The 21,996-nt window shown below is 35.3% G+C and carries 17 protein-coding genes and 1 CRISPR repeat array; of the genes, 16 read left to right on the forward strand and 1 reads right to left on the reverse strand.

The window, feature by feature from the left end:
• Position 1 precedes the first annotated feature (1 nt).
• From arcC to uidA, 11 genes are all read left to right on the forward strand, one after another.
• Positions 2-943 carry a carbamate kinase gene (gene arcC, locus C7N65_RS12040; RefSeq protein ID WP_105994687.1) on the forward strand — a complete coding sequence of 314 codons (942 nt, stop codon included), beginning with the start codon at positions 2-4 and terminating at the stop codon, positions 941-943.
• Positions 944-1,106: 163 nt separating this feature from the next.
• Positions 1,107-2,327, forward strand: a complete 1,221-nt coding sequence (locus C7N65_RS12045) for a CynX/NimT family MFS transporter (RefSeq protein ID WP_105994688.1) — start codon at positions 1,107-1,109, stop codon at positions 2,325-2,327.
• A 159-nt stretch (positions 2,328-2,486) separates the two neighbouring features.
• The gene (locus tag C7N65_RS12050; protein WP_105994689.1) at positions 2,487-2,864 is read left to right on the forward strand and encodes an iron chaperone; all 378 of its coding nucleotides are present in this window, start codon (positions 2,487-2,489) and stop codon (positions 2,862-2,864) included.
• Positions 2,865-2,884: 20 nt separating this feature from the next.
• On the forward strand, positions 2,885-4,099 hold the full coding sequence (locus C7N65_RS12055) for a helix-turn-helix domain-containing protein (RefSeq protein ID WP_105994690.1): 1,215 nt from the start codon (positions 2,885-2,887) through the stop codon (positions 4,097-4,099).
• Positions 4,100-4,514: 415 nt separating this feature from the next.
• Positions 4,515-5,159 (forward strand): bifunctional 2-keto-4-hydroxyglutarate aldolase/2-keto-3-deoxy-6-phosphogluconate aldolase, encoded by a 645-nt coding sequence (locus tag C7N65_RS12060; protein WP_105994691.1) that lies wholly within the window; start codon positions 4,515-4,517, stop codon positions 5,157-5,159.
• The gene (locus C7N65_RS12065; RefSeq protein ID WP_105994692.1) at positions 5,159-6,172 is read left to right on the forward strand and encodes a PfkB family carbohydrate kinase; all 1,014 of its coding nucleotides are present in this window, start codon (positions 5,159-5,161) and stop codon (positions 6,170-6,172) included. The genes C7N65_RS12060 and C7N65_RS12065 overlap by 1 nt, the downstream gene beginning before the upstream one ends.
• 17 nt (positions 6,173-6,189) lie before the next feature.
• Positions 6,190-7,590, forward strand: a complete 1,401-nt coding sequence (locus tag C7N65_RS12070) for a glycoside-pentoside-hexuronide (GPH):cation symporter (protein ID WP_105994693.1) — start codon at positions 6,190-6,192, stop codon at positions 7,588-7,590.
• Positions 7,591-7,606: 16 nt separating this feature from the next.
• Positions 7,607-9,022, forward strand: a complete 1,416-nt coding sequence (gene uxaC, locus C7N65_RS12075) for a glucuronate isomerase (protein WP_105994694.1) — start codon at positions 7,607-7,609, stop codon at positions 9,020-9,022.
• Between the two features lie 2 nt (positions 9,023-9,024).
• Complete coding sequence (uxuA, locus tag C7N65_RS12080; protein ID WP_105994695.1) at positions 9,025-10,071, forward strand: mannonate dehydratase; 1,047 nt, start codon at positions 9,025-9,027, stop codon at positions 10,069-10,071.
• A gap of 4 nt (positions 10,072-10,075) precedes the next feature.
• The gene (locus C7N65_RS12085) at positions 10,076-10,918 is read left to right on the forward strand and encodes an SDR family oxidoreductase (RefSeq protein ID WP_105994696.1); all 843 of its coding nucleotides are present in this window, start codon (positions 10,076-10,078) and stop codon (positions 10,916-10,918) included.
• Positions 10,919-10,940: 22 nt separating this feature from the next.
• Positions 10,941-12,740 (forward strand): beta-glucuronidase, encoded by a 1,800-nt coding sequence (gene uidA / locus C7N65_RS12090; protein ID WP_105994697.1) that lies wholly within the window; start codon positions 10,941-10,943, stop codon positions 12,738-12,740.
• A 181-nt stretch (positions 12,741-12,921) separates the two neighbouring features.
• On the opposite strand, the gene C7N65_RS12095 is transcribed toward uidA, so the two are convergent.
• Positions 12,922-14,277, reverse strand: coding sequence for a PepSY-associated TM helix domain-containing protein (locus tag C7N65_RS12095; protein WP_105994698.1), 1,356 nt, complete (start codon positions 14,275-14,277; stop codon positions 12,922-12,924).
• A gap of 307 nt (positions 14,278-14,584) precedes the next feature.
• Here C7N65_RS12095 and C7N65_RS12100 point away from each other — a divergent pair, with 307 nt between their 5' ends.
• From C7N65_RS12100 to C7N65_RS12120, 5 genes are all read left to right on the forward strand, one after another.
• On the forward strand, positions 14,585-15,805 hold the full coding sequence (locus tag C7N65_RS12100) for an MFS transporter (protein ID WP_105994699.1): 1,221 nt from the start codon (positions 14,585-14,587) through the stop codon (positions 15,803-15,805).
• A 220-nt stretch (positions 15,806-16,025) separates the two neighbouring features.
• Complete coding sequence (gene cas9, locus C7N65_RS12105) at positions 16,026-19,187, forward strand: type II CRISPR RNA-guided endonuclease Cas9 (RefSeq protein WP_105994700.1); 3,162 nt, start codon at positions 16,026-16,028, stop codon at positions 19,185-19,187.
• Positions 19,188-19,194: 7 nt separating this feature from the next.
• Positions 19,195-20,100 (forward strand): type II CRISPR-associated endonuclease Cas1, encoded by a 906-nt coding sequence (cas1, locus tag C7N65_RS12110; RefSeq protein WP_105994701.1) that lies wholly within the window; start codon positions 19,195-19,197, stop codon positions 20,098-20,100.
• 11 nt (positions 20,101-20,111) lie between these two features.
• Entirely contained in the window at positions 20,112-20,420 is a 309-nt protein-coding gene (gene cas2 / locus C7N65_RS12115) for a CRISPR-associated endonuclease Cas2 (RefSeq protein WP_105994702.1), read from the forward strand.
• Between the two features lie 10 nt (positions 20,421-20,430).
• Entirely contained in the window at positions 20,431-21,420 is a 990-nt protein-coding gene (locus tag C7N65_RS12120) for a hypothetical protein (RefSeq protein WP_105994703.1), read from the forward strand.
• 30 nt (positions 21,421-21,450) lie between these two features.
• A CRISPR array of direct repeats spans positions 21,451-21,952; the repeat unit is 37 nt; unit sequence GTTTTAGTACACTGCAATTTTAGGTATGAGTGATTCA.
• Positions 21,953-21,996 lie beyond the last annotated feature (44 nt).

Genomic DNA, 21,996 nt, shown 5'->3' on the forward strand with positions numbered 1-21,996 from the left:
AATGGGTAAATATGTTGTTTTAGCACTTGGCGGTAATGCAATTTTACAACCTGGCCAAGAAACAACTTTTGAAAATCAATATAACAACGTTAAAAATGCAGCGAGCAGAATGGCTGATATTAAAGAAAGCGGCCACCAAATCGTTGTAACACATGGTAACGGACCGCAAGTCGGAAACATTATCGTACAAAATGAAGCCGCAAAAGATCAAGTTGCGCCTATGCCGATTGATGTGTGCAACGCTGAATCACAAGGTTTCATCGGTTATATGTTAGAAAGCGCGCTTAAAAATGATTTAATCCGACGCAATATGGATCCAAGCGTTGTATCATTATTGACTATGGTAGAAGTAGACAAAGATGATCCAGCATTCAAAAATCCATCAAAACCAATCGGTGTATTCTTCACTGAAGAACAAGCAAGATTGATGGAAGAAGAAGAAGGATTCACTATGGTTGAAGATGCAGGCCGCGGCTATCGTCGTGTAGTACCTTCACCAGAACCGATGGTAATTAACGGTGTCGATGCGATTAAACGTTTAATGGAAGACACTGTTGTTATTTCATCAGGCGGCGGTGGTATTCCTGTATATCGTGATGATAATAATGAAATTCACGGTTTAGAAGCGGTTATCGATAAAGACCGTTCAGGCTTGAAATTAGCTGAACAAGTGAATGCGGATACGTTTATCATGTTGACAGATGTACCGAATGTTTATATTAACTACGGCAAAGAAAATGAAGCAAAACTTGAAACGATTACAGTGGATGAAGCGAAAAAACATGTGGCTGACGGACAATTCCCAGCTGGAAGCATGTTGCCGAAAATCCAAGCTGCTATCGAATTTGCGGAAACAGGCAAAGAATCAATTATTTGCGCATTAGCTGATGCTGTAGAAGCTTTAGAAGGCAAAGCAGGTACACGTATCGTTCCGAATAAATAAGCTTAATCTTTCATGCAAGGGTTGATATTCTGCGCCTGCGCTTGCATTGATATAAGATAAGCCATAAAATAAAGTTAAATCAATGAGGTGGGTAGATTTTAAAATCTGTCCTGCCTCTCTCTTTATTTAAAAATGAAACTATATAGGAAGAAAGGGTGAGCACATGGCACAGAATGAACTCTACCAAAAACATAGATTAAGAGATTCATGGTTGATTGTTTTAGCGATGGTCTTTGTGGCTTCTACTTTGCGTGCACCATTAACGTCAGTAGGTCCGGTCATTGATCAGATTAAAGATGCACTTTCAATCAACAATAGTGTGGCAGGGATTCTGACTACAATTCCTTTATTAATCTTCGGGATTGTGTCTCCTTTTGTATCAAAAGTATCATCACGCTTAACAATGTCTAAGACAGTATTCTTTTCTACAATTGTCGTTATTCTCGCTTTAATTATACGTGTGTCAGGAGGCTTTCCGATATTCATCCTAGGGACAATTTTACTAGGTGTCGGTATTGCATTCGGCAATGTTGTATTACCAAGTTACGTTAAATGGAAATTCCCGCTTCAAATCGGCTTAATGACTGGTTTATACAGCGGTACAATGAACTTTACAGCCGGCTTAGGCGGCGGACTCAGCTTCCCCTTATCACAAGTGGGTACATATCGTTTATCACTCGCATTTTGGTTAATCTTTGCGGCGATTGCGATTGTGCTATGGATTCCGCAAATGCTTTCAGGCACTAAACAAGAGAAAGCCATGCTGGCAGAAGCTGCACAAGCAGAACGCAAGAAATTTAAAATCAGCCGTTCTAAACTCGCTTGGACAGTCGCATTGATGATGGGCTTCCAATCTATGATTTTCTACACAGTTGTCGCATGGGTACCTTCTATTTTAGTAGATAGAGGCGTAGATCAATCTACTGCAGGCTACTTGTTGATGTTAAACCAATTCGCACAAGTACCTATGACCTTTATCTTCCCGATTTTAGCGTCACGTATGAAGAACCAAAAATTATTAGTGACAATCGTTTCCGCATTCTTTGTGGTCGGATTTGCACTCTTCTTCTCACAATCCTTTACATTACTGATTATCGGTATGATTTTAGCAGGTTTCGGTATGGGATCAGGATTTAGTTTATGTATGACATTCTTCTCTATTCGTGCACGTACAAGCGACGGCAGTATTGCCTTATCAGGCTTCGGCCAATCTATCGGTTACTTTGTCGCAGCTGTTGGTCCGTTCTTAATCGGATTCTTGCATGATGCGACAGGCAGCTGGCTATCAGGTATTATTTCACTTGTTGTAATGGGCATCTTATTCTATGTGTTTGCGATGTTATCTTCAGCTGGTGAAGTAGAAGATGAATTAACTGCTAAGTAAAGAAGTAACTCATTATTTTAATAACTAGATATAAGTGAAAGAGAAGCGGTAAAATCGAACAAAGTATTTTACCGCTTCTTTTTCATCGTTTTTCATAAGAATAGCACTTTCTAATACACTCTTTTATAATAAAGACATCAATTGATAAAGGTGGATGACATGGAGAATTTTAATGAATATTTAAACCAAATAGAAGATCCGAAACAAAAAGAAATCATGACGACAGTCTTTAACTTTGTGGATGAAAACTTTCCAGATTTAGAGAAAGTGATTAAATGGAATCAGCCGATGTATACACATCACGGTACTTATATTATCGGTTTCAGCCGAGCAAAAGCACACTTTTCAATTAACCCTGAAGCAGCAGGTATGAAACCATTTATTGAACGTTTTGACCAAAACGGTTATACGTATACTGAAAATCTGTTTCGTATTAAATGGACACAAGATACCGATTTTGACTTGTTGAAAGATATGATTCAATACAATTTAGAAGATAAAGCTGAGATTACTACTTTTTGGCGTCATTATAAATAAATAAGACAGAGGGTGTGTGGATGGAAGATAAAACGATAGAAATGCTGAAAACACATGCAATCTATTTATTAGGGTTAGATATGAAGGTGTTTGATATTCAAAAGGTGGAGCAGATTATCAAAGAAATCAAAACACCTTTTATGAATCATGAAAATAAGCATCTCAAAAAAGCATTAAAGCAGTATATTCAAGAAATGAGCAGTCAGCACATTTACTTTTATACGAATGCCTTTAATGTACATTATTATATTTTTAAATATAGAAAACAAAATAAACTTATTACTATAGGTCCGTTTTTAAATGAGCGGCCCACCGAGCGGCAAAGCCATGAGATGCTTCAAGAAGCAGGTATTACCATTTCTAAAATGCCAGTGCTAAAGCAATATTTGCTCAGCATACCTGTGTGCAACCGCAGAGATGCATTAAAAATGACACGTCTTGCGGTCCGTTTTATTAAAAATCGTGATGTTACTTATGAAGTGATTCCGTTTACGTTGCAGCTGCATACAAAAGAAATGGGTTATACCGCAACGAAAGATCAATATCAATTTGCGCTAAGCGAGCTTGAAGAACGTTATAAAGTTGAAAATCAATTAATCACAGCGATTGAAAATGGTGATGCAGAGGGTGCGTTTAATTGTTTTATTCAACTTTCAAGCGCAGTATCAGGTTTACGTCGTGCAAATGATTATGCGATGAATGAAAAGTATAAGGCGTATATTTTAAATACATTAGGACGTAAAGCAATAGAAAAAGCCGGTGCGAATCTGCTTGTGGTGGACCAAGTATCGAAAAAGTACGCTGCTGAAATAGATGGTGTATTAAACATGCAAGAGCTGCATGATGTAATGCATTCACAAATTATCGAGTACACTGAAATTGCACAAAAGGTAAAACAATATGAGCATACACCTAAAGTTAATAAGGTATTGCAATATATTGATTTGAATTTAGATCAACCATTGACACTTCAATGCTTGGCAGAGATGGTAGAATTGTCGCCTGCCTACTTATCGAGAGTCTTCAGCGATGAACTCGGTGTTACATTATCCCAATACATTATCAAAGTACGCATAAAAGTTGGGCGGGACTTATTAGTACGTACAAAAATGTCTGTCGCAGACATTGCGAAATATGTGGGCTTTAAAGATCAAAGTTATTTTACACAACGGTTTAAAGAAGTCTATGGCATGTCTCCGTTAAAATATCGAAAAAACAATGTTTATACAAAATAATGTAATCGGTTACATTTGCTATGTCTTTATTGTATCTAAATTCATAAACATTAACAATGTTTCATAGTATTAACTTATCAGAAATCTCAAAAAATAGAAGAAAAGAGTAAAGCGTAACATAAAAAGGTAAAGATATTTATAAAAACAGACCGAATTTTAAGGTTAAAAAACAAGAATACTAAGCTGAAATAGTGAGTGGAATTTTGGCTTAAAATTTTAAAAAATAACAGAATTATTGCTTAAGAACACTTTTATATCAAGGGTTTAACCTAGATGTCGAAAGTGTTCTTTTTTATTTTGAATTAAGGTAAAAATCTAGTGGGAATTGGAGGTTTAATTGACGATTGTTATAAAACATTTTACTTTAGTGGTGAGCTAGCTAGTTGAAAAAAGAAAATTTGAGGGAGGATTAAAAATGCATAAATATACAATATTGGAACAGTTGCACAACAATTATCTGGTAGCTGTTGTAAGAGGAAAGTCACAAGAAGATGCACACAATATGATTGATCAAATTATCAAGGGCGGAATCAAAAATATTGAAGTTACATTCACTACACCAGGTGCTGAACATGTGATTAAAGACTTACAAGCATATGCAGATGAAAATGTTGTCGTGGGTGCTGGGACAGTGTTAGATGCACATACAGCACGTATTGCAATTTTAAACGGCGCAAAATACATCGTCAGTCCGAATTTTGATGGAGACATTGCAGAGTTGTGCAACTTGTATTCAATTCCTTATTTACCTGGCTGCGGTTCAGTTACTGAGATTACTGACGCATTAAAATCAGGCGTTGATTTAGTCAAAGTCTTTCCGGGTGATGTCTTGGGTGCTGGCTTTATCAAAGCGGTACACGGACCGATTCCTAATGTTGCGATGATGCCTTCAGGCGGCGTATCTATTGATAATATGGACGAATGGTATCAAAAAGGTGCGTTTGCAATTGGTATCGGCGGCGGTTTGACGAAAGGTGCCAAAGACGGCAAGGACTCGATTATATATGAAAATACTAAGCAATTCACAGAACGATTTGAAAGTATCAGAGGTGGTCGTTAATGACAAAACGTTTTATAACATTAGGTGAAATTATGATGCGCCTGACACCTCCGAATCATCATACTATCGCACAAACTACTTCATTTGATGCAGTGTATGGCGGTGCAGAGACGAATGTAGCAATCGGGTTGGCCGCATTCGGTGTACCGGTTCAAGTGATGACGGGGTTGCCGAAGAATGATTTAGGCAAAGCAGTAAAACGTACTTTAAAACAATATGATGCAGGCACTGATTTTATCGTTGAAAGAGAAGGAAGATTAGGTGTTTATTATTTAGAAAAAGGGTTTGCTTATCGACCTTCTAAAGTGATTTATGATCGTAGCAACTCTGTGTTTTCAAAGTTGGATTTAAACGATGTTGACTTTGAAGCAGCTTTTAAAGACCAATCATGGTTCCATTTTTCAGGAATTACACCTGCTTTAAATGAACAGATGTTTGAAGTGACTTTAGAAGCGGTGAAAGCTGCAAAATCACAAGGCTTATTTGTAAGTTGTGATTTAAATTATCGTGCAGCGTTATGGTCATTTGAAACAGCGCGCAAGTACATGTCAAAATTATTACCTTATGTAGATTTGGTGTTTGGTTATGAACCGTTAGCATTGCCAAGTGAAGACGGTACTGATAAAAAAGACGGTCTAGACAGATTAGCATCTATTGACACACTTAAACCATACTTAGCAGAAATACATGAACGCTACGACATAGAGTATATTGCATTCACACAAAGAAAAAATTTTACCAACTCAAGAAACCGCTTACAAGGATTTGTTTCGCATCGTAATAACATTGTACAAACAACACAATTTGAGACAGACATTTTAGACAGAGTAGGGACAGGAGATGCATTCAGCACTGGGATTATATACGGATTAATGGAAAATTGGGAGTTGAAAGAAACAGTACAATTTGCGATCAACAACATGTTGTATAAACACGCTGTCAACGGCGATTATCATACTGCAGATATCCAAACGATTTTCCATATTACAGACTCAGCGGATATTAAACGCTAGGAAAAGAGGTCGTGCTTATGGAAACGATGACAAAAAAAGAAAATACAAAAATTGAAACTTTTAAAGCTATAGAAAAACCGAAACTTTCGCTAAAAGAAAAAGTTTCGTATGGATTTGGCGACTTAGGAAACGGCATGATGTTCGACTTAGGACAAATTTATTTATTAAAATTCTATACCGATATTTTAGGCATTTCAGCAACGTATGCCGGACTTGTCTTTTTAATCTCAAAGATATTCGATGCATTTGTGGATACAGGTGTCGGGTCATATGTGGATTCTCGTAAAAATATCGGACCGCGCGGGAAGTTCCGTCCATTTATTTTATTCGGTACATTACCGCTTGCGTTGATGACGATATTAACGTTTATTACACCTAACTTTGATTATACCGGTAAAGTCATTTGGGCTTTTGCGACATACATGATTTTCAGTATGGCCTATTCAATTGTGAACATTCCATACGGTTCACTTTCAGCATCTATGACAGTTAACTCAGATGATAGAACTCAATTATCAGTATTTAGAAATATGGGATCACAAGCTGCACTTTTCATCACAGGTATTATTGTATTCCCGATGGTGACGCACTTTCCAAATGAAGCGGTCGGTTTCCCAGTTGTAGTCGGTGTTTTAGCGGCTATCGGTGTGATTTTCCATTTGATTTGTTACAAAGGAGTTAAAGAACGTTTTACAGTTGAAGCGCCAGATACTAAAGGGCAAAGCAGGATTGCATTCAAGAATTTATTGAAAAACGGACCATTTGCGATACTTGCGTTTTATACCTTATTAACGATAACAGCAATGTTCTTGAAACAAGCTTCGCAGCTTTATTACTTCCAGTATGTATTAGGAGAAGTCAACTTAGTAGGGATAGTCAGTGCCTTAAACTTTGCGATGTTATTCCCAGCATTGTATTTGACAACAAAATTAAGTAAAAAGTTCGGCAAGAAAGCAACCGCTATTATCGGAGTATCCGGGTTTATCATATTTGAATTCTTAAACTACTTTTTCTTTGGAGATAACGTAATTTCGTTCTTGATCGTTGGAACAATCAGTATGTTCTTCCTAGTGATTCCAAACACCGTGACATGGGCATTTATTGCGGATGTGGTTGAATATGGACAATGGAAATCAGGCGTCAGAACGGAAGGGATTATTTACTCAAGTTATAGTTTCACACGTAAATTATCACAAGCCTTAGCTGGATTTATTCCAGGTGTTGCGTTAACAATTATCGGTTATCAGCCGAATGTTGAGCAAACTGCAGACACGTTGCAAGGGCTTCATCTGATTTACTTTGTAATTCCAGCTGTTATCAGTTTGATCGCAGTCATTGTATTTGGAATATTCTACAAATTAACAGATAAACGACATAAACAAATTGTTCAAGAGCTTGCATTGCGAGAAGAAATATAAAAGGAGCATTCAGATTATGGCATTTATAAACGAAAAATTTATGTTGAATAATGATAAAGCAGTTGAATTATATGAAAACTACGCAAAAGACATGCCGATTTATGATTACCATTGCCATTTAGATCCAAAACAAATCAGTGATAATCATCACTTTGATAACATTACTGATTTATGGCTGAGCGGTGATCATTATAAATGGAGAGTGATGCGTGCACAAGGTATTGAAGAGTATTACATTACTGGAGATGCTGATAAGAAAGAGAAGTTTATCAAATGGGCTTCAGCACTTCAAAACGCTGTAGGCAATCCTGTTTATCACTGGTCGCAATTAGAATTGGCAATGTACTTCGGTGTATATGATTTATTGACAGAAGACAATGCGGAAGAGATTTATGAACGTGTCAACCAATATTTAAAAGACCATCATGTTACAACACAATCATTAATTAAATCATCGAATGTAAATATTATCTGTACAACAGATAATCCAACTGATGATCTGCATTACCATGATGAAATTAAAGCACAATCAGACTTTAAAACAGCAGTATTGCCAGCATTCAGACCAGATGCCGCATTTAAAATCGGCACAGAAGATTTCTTAGAATTTATTGCTGCACTGGAAAAAGTGACACAACCGATTCAGTCTGTACCTGACTTCATTGAAAGTTTAGAACAACGTATCGACTACTTCCATAGTAAAGGTGGACGTCTTGCTGACCATGGTTTAGAACGTATCGATTATGAAGATTACACTTTCGAAGATATTACTGCTTCGTTTGAAAAAGCTTTAGCACGTAAGACATTAACACCAATCGAAAAAGCACAATTTATTACATTCGTTTTAAATGAATTAAGCAAAACTTATTCTAAAAAAGGATGGACAATGCAAATTCATTTCGGTGCAATTCGTAATAATAATACATTAGCTTATGAGAAATTAGGACCTGATACAGGGTTTGACTCAATCAATGATCAAACTAATTTAGCTTATAACTTAAATCATTTATTAGACATGATGGAAAGAGAAGGCCACTTGCCTAAAACGATTTTATATAACTTGAACCCGACATACAACGATGTGGTTGGTTCGACTATTGCGAACTTCCAAACAGAACCAGGTATTGTAAGCAAGGTACAGCATGGTGCCGGTTGGTGGTTCAACGATACAAAACGCGGTATGCTGCGACAAATGTCATCACTTGCAGACCAAGGCATGCTCATGCATTTTGTCGGTATGCTGACAGATTCAAGAAGCTTTATTTCTTATGCAAGACATGAATATTTCAGACGCATTTTATGTACGTACATTGGAGAAATGGTTGAAAATGGAGAAATTCCAGACGATGCACAATTGTTAGAGAAATTAATTAAAGGTATTTGTTATAACAATGCTTATCATTACTTCGGATTAATTAAGGAGGAAGAATAATTATGAAAATGACATTCCGCTGGTACGGAAAAGAAGACCCGATCAGTTTAGAATATATTCGCCAAATTCCTGGTATGAAAGGGATTGTCAGTGCGATATACGATATCCCGGTTGGAGAGGTTTGGCCGTTAGATAAAATCGAAGCATTAAAGCAAGAAATTGAAGCAGCAGGCTTAGAACTATCAGTTATTGAAAGTGTGCCTGTACATGAAGATATTAAACTAGGTCGCCCTACACGTGACAAATACATTGAAAATTATCAGCAGACATTGCGTAATTTAAGCAAAGCAGGCATCAATGTGGTGTGTTATAACTTTATGCCAGTGTTTGACTGGACACGATCTGATTTAGAGTATCGTTTAGATGATGGTTCAACAGCATTAATTTATAACGAAGACCATATTAAAAAGATGGACCCATTGAGCGGTGAACTTTCATTGCCTGGTTGGGATTCAAGCTATACAAAAGATGACTTAGCGGATTTATTCAAAGCGTATGAGTCTGTGGATGAAGAAAAATTGTGGGAGAACCTAGGCTACTTCATTAATAAAGTAATTCCGGTTGCTGAAGAAGAAGATGTATTAATGGCAATCCATCCGGATGATCCGCCATGGAATATTTTCGGCTTGCCGCGTATCATCACAAATAAAGAAAACTTAGAACGCTTTATTAACTTATACGATTCAAAATCAAACGGATTAACAATGTGTTCAGGATCATTAGGATGTGATAAGAATAATGATTTCCCTGAGATGTTGCGCTACTTTGGAAAAAAAGACCGCGTACATTTTGTACACGCGCGTAATATCAAACATACAGGCACACATTCATTCGAAGAATCTGCGCACTTATCTGAAAAGGGTTCGTTAGATATGTACGAAATCATTAAAGCGTTGCATGATTTCGGTTATGAAGGACCGATTCGTCCAGACCATGGCCGCATGATTTGGGGCGAAACAGGCAAACCGGGATATGGTTTATACGATAGAGCATTAGGCGCAACTTATTTAAACGGCTTGTATGAAGCTGTAAGCAAAAACAAGGAGTGACAATATGATTCCATTTGAAATAGATTTAAAAGGTAAAACAGTCGTAGTGACCGGCGGTAATGGTGTTATTGGTTCTGCAATGTCAAAATCATTAGCACAAGTCGGCGCAAACATCGCAATTATCGGATTGAATGAATCGACTGGCAATCAAGTTGTATCAGATATTGAACAAGCAGGCGGCAAAGCTATCTTTATTAGTGCCAGTGTTACAGATAAAGCACAGATGGAACAAGCAAAATCAACTATTCATGAAACGTACGGTAAAGTTGATGTCTTGATTAATGGTGCAGGTGGCAACCATCCTAAAGGTACTACAGATGATGAATACTTTGAAAAAGGCAATCAAGATCAAATGCAGACGTTCTTTGATTTAGATGAAGAAAGTGTAGGTTTTGTCTTTGACTTGAACTTCTTAGGTACATTCATTCCATCACAAGTCTTTGCACAAGATATGGTAGATAACGAACAAGCAACGATTATCAATATTTCATCTATGAATGCATTTACACCGTTAACTAAGATTCCGGCTTACAGCGGTGCCAAAGCTGCTGTCAGCAACTTTACGCAATGGTTGAGTGTATATCTTGCTGAAACAGGTGTACGTGTTAATGCCATTGCACCAGGATTCTTAGTTACTTCGCAAAACGAAAAACTGCTTATTAAAGAGGATGGCAGTTATTCAGAAAGAGCTGAAAAGATTTTAAATGCTACACCATTGCATCGTTTCGGCAAACCTGAAGAATTAATCGGAGCATTGTTCTTCTTAGTAGATTATCGTGCATCTAGTTTTGTGGACGGTGTAGTTTTACCAGTTGACGGCGGATTCAATGCATATTCAGGCGTATAATTAAAAAAAGGGAGAGAATGTTATGTTATATCCAATTACAAATGAAACAAGAAATATTATAGATTTGAACGGTGTTTGGAAATTTAAATTAGAGCATGCAGGAGAAAAGTTAGATGCGACGCAGCCATTAGACACAGATTTAGTGATGTCTGTACCTGGTTCATATAACGAACAAGGTGCGATCAACGAAATTCGCAACCATGTCGGTACAGTGTTTTATGAAAGAGCCTTTATTGTTCCTAAGGCTTTACGTGATGAGCGCTTAGTATTACGTTTTGGCTCAGCGACACATGAAGCGGTTGTATACATTGACGGTGAAGAAGTGGTGTCGCATAAAGGCGGTTTCTTACCATTTGAAGTTGATATTACAGATAAAGTAGGGGAAGGCAGCCATCGCTTAACAGTAGCGGTTAATAACATTTTAGACCACTCTACATTACCAGTAGGCAACTATGAAGAGTTCACAGATGAAGACGGCAATATTATCAGAGAAAACACGCCTAACTTCGACTTCTTCAACTATGCAGGGTTGCATCGTCCAGTTAAAATTTATACGACGCCGCATAAATATGTTGAAGACATTACTGCAGTACCTAAAGTTGAAGGCAACCAAGCTACAGTGAGTTATGAAACAAAAGTTGTCGGAGATGTCGAAGAAGTACGAGTAGAACTTTTAGATGAAGAAGGTACGATTGTAGGAAGTGCAAATGGTGCTGAAGGTGAAATTAAAGTAGACAACCCGCGTTTATGGGAACCTTTAGATGCTTACTTGTATAACTTGAAAGTGACATTGTTTGATAATGGATCACTTGTAGATGAATATACAGAACGCGTAGGTATCCGTTCAGTCGAAGTTAAAGATGGTCAATTCTTAATTAATAATAAACCTTTCTACTTTAAAGGTTTCGGTAAACACGAAGATACACCGATTAACGGACGTGGCTTCAATGAAAACGCGAACGTATTAGATATCAACTTGCTGAAATGGCTTGGTGCTAACTCTTTCAGAACTGCACACTATCCATACTCTGAAGAAATGATGAGACTTGCTGATGAACAAGGGATTGTTGTCATTGATGAAACAACAGCAGTCGGTGTTCACTTAAACTTCTTAGTCAACCTAGGCAAAGGCAACGAAACTGTTGATACTTGGAAAGACATTAAAACAAAAGAATCACATGAACAAGTTATCCGTGAATTGATTGCACGTGATAAAAACCATGCGTGTGTAGTAATGTGGTCGATTGCAAACGAACCTGAATCGGATGCAGTCGGAGCAAAAGAATACTTTGCGCCATTGATCGAACTTGCGAGAGAATTAGATCCTCAAGATCGCCCAATGACTATTGTGACAATTATGTTCTCACAACCGGATAACTGCCAAGTTCAAGATTTAGTTGACGTATTATGTCTGAACAGATATTATGGCTGGTATGTAAACCAAGGCAACTTAAGAGCAGCTAAAGCAGCATTAAAAGCTGAACTGGATGGCTGGACAAAAGCACAGCCTGGCAAACCGATTATGTTTACTGAATACGGTGCAGATACTGTACCAGGATTACATGCAATCGATGACATCATGTTTACAGAAGAGTACCAAGTGAAATATTATGAAGCAAACCATGAAATTGTAGATCAATATCCGCAATTTATTGGGGAACAAGCTTGGAACTTTGCAGATTTTGAAACTAGCACAGGCTATATTCGTGTTCAAGGTAATAAGAAAGGTATCTTTACTAGAGATCGTAAGCCTAAATCAGTCGCATTTTATTTCAAAGAACGTTGGAACAACATTCCAGACTTCTACTATAAATCAAAATAAATATTGGCCCTGCCATTATGTATGAATTGTAATAAGCCTAAATTATAATAGAGCCAATACCTAAAAAGACCCCCTTACTACGGCAATAGTAAGGGGGTTGTTCCATGTAGATTTCCTTGTTAATTAAATTATAGCATCCGTCTTAGAGAAATAAAATTGATAATTTAATTTATAAGCTATCTTATTTGAAGGAAGTAGTTTGCTTACGTCGATCTTTAAAGTAAAGCATCGCTTCTATGATAAAGACAATAATCAATGAGAAGCCAAATAATGGCATTAAGATACCAAGGATAATCAGCACAATGATTAAGGAAATAGACATAGGCTTTTTAATGCGTCTTGGTAATGGATCTGGTGTTTTCATGCGGTTTAAGCGTTTCAGCCAAGAAACAAAACCGAAGACAATACCTGCTAAAAAGGCAATACAAACCAGCAGATTAATGATTTTATTAGGTGTGCCGAAGAGATGGCCTTCGTGAAGCGGAATGCCCCAAGTGAGCCATTTTGCTAGAATACCGTACTCTTGGTAATCTACTTTGCCTAAACGCTTGCCTGTATATTGATCCATGTATTGTGTTGTTTCTTTTTCAGGTGATACGTCAAAACCAGTCACACCGCTGTTGCTGGCTTTAGATAAAGTAAAGGAACCATCAGCACTTGTCGGATACACAATCGCAAACGGACGTGTCAGACCTTGCTGTTCAGCTTTTTGAATGACTTTGTCTAAAGATAATTGACCAGGTGTATTAGTCATCGGTATGGCCATATCACCGTGGTGGCCGCCGCTATTGTTTGAATTCGGTGCAGTTTTTTGACGCATAGCCCAAGGAATTTCGTTAGCTTCTGACTTAGGAGGATTTGCGACAAGTTCTGTTTGACCTAGTGCCGGATAAGTTGTTGCGACTTTGTTAATTTTATCGCCCATAAAGGCAGACCATGGTAAGCCGGTAAAGACTAAGATCAACATAGGTATTGCGACAATCAATCCAAGAATAGCGTGCCACTTTTGGAACTTAAGTGCTTTGCTTTTGGAAGTGAATAATTTCTTTCGTACCAGCATATAAATACCGGATAATATCATGAACACTGTCCAGCACGCTGTGAGTTCTACTAAATAATTGATGACTGTATTTTCTGTGGAGAGCGAACTATGTATGCTTCTTGTCATATTGGAATAAGTGTATTTAGTATTCTGCTGGGCAACAATCTGATTATGTTCATCAAGGAAAATGTAATAGGAATTGCCTTGCATGTCACCGATCGTAATGCGATTGTTGTAAGGTGACTCCATAACACTGACTTTATTAATAGTAAAACCTGGGTGCTGCTTCTCAATTTGTTTGATAGCATCTGTCATGGTTTGATGCGATTTGTGCTCGCTTTGTCCGAACAATTCTTGTTTATAAAGATTATGTTCAACTTCAGGAAAGAACAAATAGGCAATACCTGACAGAGTTAAAGTAATTAATAACGGTGTAATAAAAATAGCTGCATAGAAGTGCAAACGTTGCAAAGGATTAAATGTGTTGTGTTTCATTGTGTACCTCTTATCTTTTTATATTGTAGTTATTACGATTTAGAGAATTGCTATGATTCATTATTACAAATTTCAAAAGATATGAAAGTATATATATTTATCATAATTTGAAAGTTTTATGTCAAATGTGTGACAATTCTAAAATTATCTTATAAATACATAAAATTAAACCTTGATTTTTTACACTTTTATTATTAAATGTATAAAACAGTCAAAAAGCAAAGTGTAAATTGGAAGAAGTGACAATGCTATTATTTGCTTTTTTAGCTATGCTTAAGATGAAAGAAATAGTAAAGGAGCAAACGTTATGAATAACAACAAAGCAACTCAAGTTAGTAATCGTTATTGGATGAAACTTGTTGCTGTATTTACGTTAGGTTGGTTAGTTATTTATGCTGCGCGTACGATTTTGAATCCGATTATGGGGGATATCAAATCAGAATTTACATTAGATAATGCGCAGTTAGGTTTAATTATGAGTTTATTCTTCATCGGTTACACAGTCACACAGATTCCATCGGGTATTTTAGGGGATAAGATCGGCAGAAAGAAAATATTAGTTCCCAGCTTTTTAATCTTCGGTATTTTCATGGTTGTTACAGGTTTGATGCCGAGTTACTTCCTATTTATAATTGCATGGGTGATTGTCGGATTAGCTCAAGGAATGTTCTATGGTCCGCAATATGCACTCTCATCAGAAGCAATACCAGAAAAGAATATCACGCTTGGCAGTGCTTTGATTAACAGTGGTATGGCTTTTGGTACTTCTATCGGCTACTTCATTTCAAGTATTACAGTTGCTGAAATGGGAATGAGTTGGAGAATGCCATTCTATATTATGGCAGTACCGATTATTATTATCGCATTCTTAATGTATCGTATTATCAAGGAACGTCCTCGTAAACAAGCACAAGCAGAAGACAATGCTGAACCATTTAAAATGTCAGCTTTATTTAAGAACAAAAACTTGATTCTTGCATACATTATTATCTTCTGTTCGATTTACGGCTTCTTCATGATTATTACTTGGTTACCGTATTATTTAGAATCTGAACGCGGTATCAATGGTGCACAAGTTGCCTTTGTAGCATCACTTGTACCTTGGGCAGCAATCCCAGGTTCACTATTCTTCAGTTGGCTGTCAGATAAACTTGGAAGACGCAGACCTGTATTATTGATTATGCTTCCGCTTGCATTTATCTTCACAGCTTCAATCGTATTCTTCGATAACTTGATTATTCTATACATTGCATTAATCGGATACGGTATCGTAGGTAAAATCAGTACTAACCCTGTATTAATTGCAGTCGTAGCTGATAACGCACCTAAAAGTGCATTAGGTACTTCATTCAGTGTTTATAACTTCATCGGAATGACAGCATCTATCCTTGCGCCATATGTCACAGGCTTCTTAACAGACATTACAGGATCAATGGCAGTCGGTTTCTACTTAGCTGCAGTATTGCTTATTGTTGGTTTAATCGCAGCATTGATGTTGAAAGAAAAAGGGAAAGCAAAAGTTGCGTAAGTAAAATTATTTCAACGTCAAAATTTTCGCAAAATGGTTGACGTATAGCGTTAAATAAAATACAATTTAAGTACAATACAACGTATACGTATTGTACTTATACCTAAAATTGCAGTATCTACTAAAACAAGGCAAAATGCCGTGTTTATCTCGTCAACTTGTTGGCGAGATTTTTTTACATCAAATATTAGAAATATTCAAACTATAAGGAGTGGTAAGAATGAGCGAGAATTATATTTTAGGTCTGGATATTGGTATTACCTCTGTAGGTTATGGAATTATTGATTATGATACACGAGAAGTAGTTGATGCGGGGGTACGTTTGTTTAAAGAAGCAAATGTAGAAAACAATGAAGGACGTCGTTCAAAACGTGGTGCACGCAGACTTAAAAGACGCCGCAGACATAGATTACAGCGTGTGAAAAAATTGCTTTTTGATTACCATTTGATTGATGAAAATACAGAATTAGAAATAATTAATCCATATGAGGCGCGTGTAAAAGGATTATATAACGTTTTAACTAAAGCAGAATTATCCGCTGCATTATTACATTTAGCAAAACGCAGAGGTGTACATAACGTAAATGAAGTTGAAGAAGACACAGGTAATGAACTATCTACTAAAGAACAAATTGCGAGAAATAATAAGGCATTAAGTGACAAGTATGTTGCTGAACTTCAGCTAGAACGCTTAAACGAGACTGGTGAGGTACGTGGTGCTTTGAATAGATTCAAAACTTCAGATTACGTAAAAGAAGCTAGAAAAATATTAAGTATTCAAAAGGAATATCATCAATTAGATCAATCATTTATTGATAAGTATATAGAACTATTAGAAACAAGAAGAACTTATTATGAAGGCCCAGGTGAAGGCAGTCCGTTTGGTTGGAAAGATATAAAAGAATGGTATGCCATGCTAATGGGACATTGTACATATTTTCCAGAAGAATTACGAAGTGTAAAGTATGCGTACAGTGCAGATTTATATAATGCACTTAATGATTTGAATAACTTAATAATTGCACGAGATGAAAATGATAAATTGGAGTATTATGAAAAATTCCAAATCATTGAAAATGTTTTTAAACAAAAGAAAAAGCCAACGCTTAAACAAATTGCAGATGAAATATCTGTTAATCCTGAGGATATTAAAGGATTCCGTGTGACAAGTACTGGGAAACCAGAATTTACTACGTTTAAAATTTATCATGATATTAAAAAAGTGACATCAAGAAAAGAAGTCTTAGAAGATACTGCACTTTTAGATCAAATCGCTGAGTTATTGACAATTTATCAATCTCCTGAAGATATCCAAGAAGAATTAGAAACACTAGATACAGTTCTAACAAATGATGAAATACAGAGTATCTCAAAATTAACAGGTTATACAGGAACACATCGTCTTTCCTTAAAAGCAATTCAGCTTATATTAGATGAATTATGGCACTCAACAGATAATCAAATGGCAATTTTCAATCGTTTAAAGCTTGTTCCGAAAAAGGTAGATTTAAGTAAACAAGATGAAATTCCAACGATTTTAGTAGAGGACTTTATATTATCACCAGTTGTTAAGCGTGCATTTATTCAATCAATTAAAGTTGTGAATGCGGTGATTAAAAAGTACGGTTTGCCTAAAGATATTATTATTGAACTTGCGAGAGAAAAGAATTCTGACGATGCTCGAAAATACATTAGAGAATTGCAAAAGAGAAATAAAAAGACCAATGAACGTATTGAAGAAATTATAAAAAGTACAGGCAAGGAAAAGGCAAAATACTTAGTTGAAAAGATTAAATTGCATGATATGCAAGAGGGAAAATGTCTTTATTCGTTAGAGCCGATTCCTTTAGAGGATTTGTTAAATAATCCTAATCATTATGAAGTGGATCATATTATTCCGCGTTCAGTATCGTTTGATAATTCTTTCAACAACAAGGTGCTTGTAAAGCAAGAAGAAAATAGTAAAAAAGGAAATCGAACACCATTCCAATATTTAAGTTCTGCGGATTCAAAAATCAGCTATGACCAATTTAAAAAACATGTTCTGAATTTATCAAAAGGCAAAGATAGAATTTCTAAAAAGAAGAAAGAATATTTACTTGAAGAAAGAGACATCAATCGTTTCAATGTTCAAAAAGAGTTTATTAACAGAAACTTAGTAGATACGAGATATGCGACAAGAGAATTAATGAACTTATTGAGATCTTACTTTAGAGTGAATGATTTAGATGTGAAAGTTAAGTCTATAAATGGCGGATTTACAAGTTTCTTAAGAAGAAAATGGAAGTTTAAGAAAGAGAGAAATCAGGGTTATAAGCATCATGCTGAAGATGCATTAATTATTGCGAATGCTGACTTTGTCTTTAAAGAATGGAAAAAATTAGAAAAGCAAAATAAAGTTTTAGAGAATCAGCCAATTGAAGAAAAAGAAGCAGAAAATATGGCAAATATTGAGTCGGATGAAAAATACAAAGAGATTTTTAATACACCACATCAAATACAGGGCATCAAAGACTTCAAAGACTATAAATTCTCACATAGAGTAGATAAAAAGGCGAATAGAGAACTTGTTAATGATACGTTGTATTCTACGCGTAAAGATGAGAAAGGTGATACGTATACCATTAATAATATCAAGAATCTATATGATAAGGATAATGATAGTTTGAAAAAATTAATACAAAAATCACCAGAAAAGTTATTGATGTATCATCATGATCCACAAACATATAAAAAGTTGAAAACTATTATGGATCAGTACAGTAATGAGAAGAATCCATTATATAAATACCATGAGGAAACAGGCAGCTATTTAACAAAATATAGTAAAAAGAATAATGGCCCAATCATTAAAAAAATAAAATATAAAGGTAAAAAGTTAAATGCGCATTTAGATATCACAGGTGACTACCCAGATAGTAATAATAAAATAGTTAAACTTTCCTTAAAACCTTACCGTTTTGACGTATATCTAGATAATAATCAATATAAATTTGTAACAGTTAAAAACTTAGATGTAATCAAAAAAGAAGGTTTCTATGAAATTGATGCTGAAAAATATAAAGAATCTAAAGTTAATAAAAAAATAAGTGAAAATGCTCAGTTTGTAGCAAGCTTCTATAACAATGATTTGATTAATGTAGATGGAGAGTTGTATAGAGTAATAGGTGTTAATAATGATTTAACAAATAGGGTGGAACTTAATTTAGTTGAAATAACATATAAGCAACTTTTAGATAATCTAAATGATAAAAGTACTCCAAGGATTTTAAAGACGATTTCAAAAAACATTTCATCGATTGAAAAGTATACTACCGACATCTTAGGTAACTTATACAAAGCTAAAAGTAAGAAGTCACCACAAATGATAATGAAAGGGTGATGAATAAATGGCATGGAGGATCGTGTATCTTTCGGAAGTTGATAAGCTCGCTTTGAACTTGAATAATTTAAAGGTCGCAAAAGGGGAATTAGAAGTTAAAATTCCCTTGAGCGATATCTTTGCAATTGTGATTGAAGACCTAACAACTACCATTACTTCTAGACTTATGATTGAATTATCGAAATATAATATTCTGGTTGTATTTTGTAATCAGGAGCACTTACCTGAGTGTATGGTCCATCCAATTAATGGCCACTTTAATCAGTATGGACAAATGAAGGAACAGCTCCAATGGGGTGAAACGCAAAAAGGAGAATTGTGGAAACATATCTTGATTCAAAAAATACAAAATCAGATACAGTGTATGAAATATATGGAGATATCTGAAGAAAGAATAATCAAAATGAAGCAACTGCAATCTTTAGTCACTCCCAAAGATGAAATGAATATTGAGGGACAAGCTGCAAAGTATTATTTTAATTCTTTCTTCAAAGATTTTAGAAGAGATGATGATTTTCTAATTGAAAATATGGTGCTGAATTTTGGATATACTATTTTAAATTCAGCTATAGCGAGAACAATTGTCGCTAAAGGTTTAATCCCAGCATTAGGTATTCATCATATCGGTGCACGTAATCACTTTAATTTAGCATCCGATATGATTGAAGTATTCAGACCATTGGTTGATTTATATTTACTAAAACACCCACCAAAAGAGGAGTTTATGACTAAAGAATATAGGTTGGAACTTGTGAACTTAATGCATGCAAGGGTACAAATTGATGGTAAGCAACATACAGTTATTCGAGCTATTGAAATCATGAGTCAATCGATTATTGAGTATTTCAGAACTGGGAGATATGAAACACTCAAATTACCGAATTTAACAAAGTTTTCTTTTTATGAGTCATGAGTTACAAATTTATGAGAGTAATGATAATGTTTGATCTCCCAACAGACACTAAAGAAGACAGAAGACGTTATAGTAAATTTAGAAAAGGTCTGATATCTGAAGGGTTTTTAATGATGCAGTACTCAATCTATATCAAAAGTTGTATCAATAAAGATTCAGCAGAAAGCAGTGTGAATTATGTGAAGCGGATTTTACCCCCAGATGGACATGTTCGAGCACTAACAATTACAGAAAAACAATATGAAAAGATGAGAATCTTATTAGGTGAAGAAGACAAGAATATAGAAATACTAGGTGATAATCGAACAATATTGTTTTAGGAGAAAAAATATGTATGAAACAGTTTTAGAAATAACTACCGAAGACCTATCCAAAATTATTATGAATATGGGTGATTACACCTCTATTTATAATGAGAATTCTACACATGAAGAACATATTTTAAGTACATTAAAAGATTTCTTTCAACCACGGAATTCTAATAAAGATCAAGTTGTTATTACTGATTTACAGGCATATGAAAAACTATCAAGTAATCGTTTCAGAGGCTATATATTAAATCATTCTATGGTAGAAGGTGAGCATCAACTCGCAGCTTCAAGCATGATGAATAAAAAGATAGTAAGAGAATTGACGAACAATCTAGAAATAGAAGGCTATATTAATTCTATTAATGTACTATTAGATGATTTGAGAGAAAACTTAAAGGGAGAGCTACCGTTAGCTGTTAAACCATTTGATTTGAAACAATTTGTGAAGCTGCTTTCTTTTAAATATGATTATTCAACAGACTATTCAAGACTCATTAGTCGTTTGGAACAAGTAGTACCTCTTATAGTGGATGAAATGAATTATCAGGCAAAGAATAAAGCTTTTCTAGTCTATCTATATCCAGAGTCGGGGTTGAGTATAAAGGAACAATTGAGATTTAGAAAACTACTAGATGAATTGCCTTTACCGGTCATAGTTTTAACTGAGTCTCAATATTTTTTATCAGACCATCTCAATGGATTGAATTACTTCATTTCAAACATTCAAATGATAACTGCAGATTTTTTTGATGACCTTTACTGGAATGCGCCAATCAATGTAGAGAAAGTTATACTAAAAGAAAGGTTCATGAATCTATTTGTTAATTATTGCTCATTTTTAGAAGTAAATCCGACAATATCTAATCATAACCTTTCAGAGATCATCGTTTTTGATGATATAGATTTATATGTAATAGTAGCTTTCTTAAAACATTGTAAACTAGAATACCAGCTTGATATTGATAAATCAGCTATTTCAAAAGCATTGGTATCTTATCTATTTGCATAAAGAGTATTTAAGTTTATGATTAAGCTAGAGGTTTTAGTACACTGCAATTTTAGGTATGAGTGATTCATGTTTTACAAGAAGAATTAGCACCTGATCGTTTTAGTACACTGCAATTTTAGGTATGAGTGATTCTGATACACATAAAACTGTTCAATAATATCTGTTTTAGTACACTGCAATTTTAGGTATGAGTGATTCTAAATGATGATACCAATCTGTTAAGTGTGCAGTTTTAGTACACTGCAATTTTAGGTATGAGTGATTCTTGTAATTCCGTATTTAATTATAAGCGGCTAGTTTTAGTACACTGCAATTTTAGGTATGAGTGATTCAGCGGTAAAGTTATCGGTGGCAACTGGACGTGTTTTAGTACACTGCAATTTTAGGTATGAGTGATTCATATTTTAATCCGAATGAAGCCTATGACAGGTTTTAGTACACTGCAATTTTAGGTATGAGTGATTCAAAGACGTCTCTAAGTCTTCTTTTGAAACAGTTTTAGTACACTGCAATTTTAGGTATGAGTGATTCAACTACATCGTTACTAAAGTAACGAGTTTCTGTTTTAGTACACTG

This window comes from Staphylococcus simulans, from assembly GCF_002994445.1.
GTDB lineage: Bacteria > Bacillota > Bacilli > Staphylococcales > Staphylococcaceae > Staphylococcus > Staphylococcus simulans_B.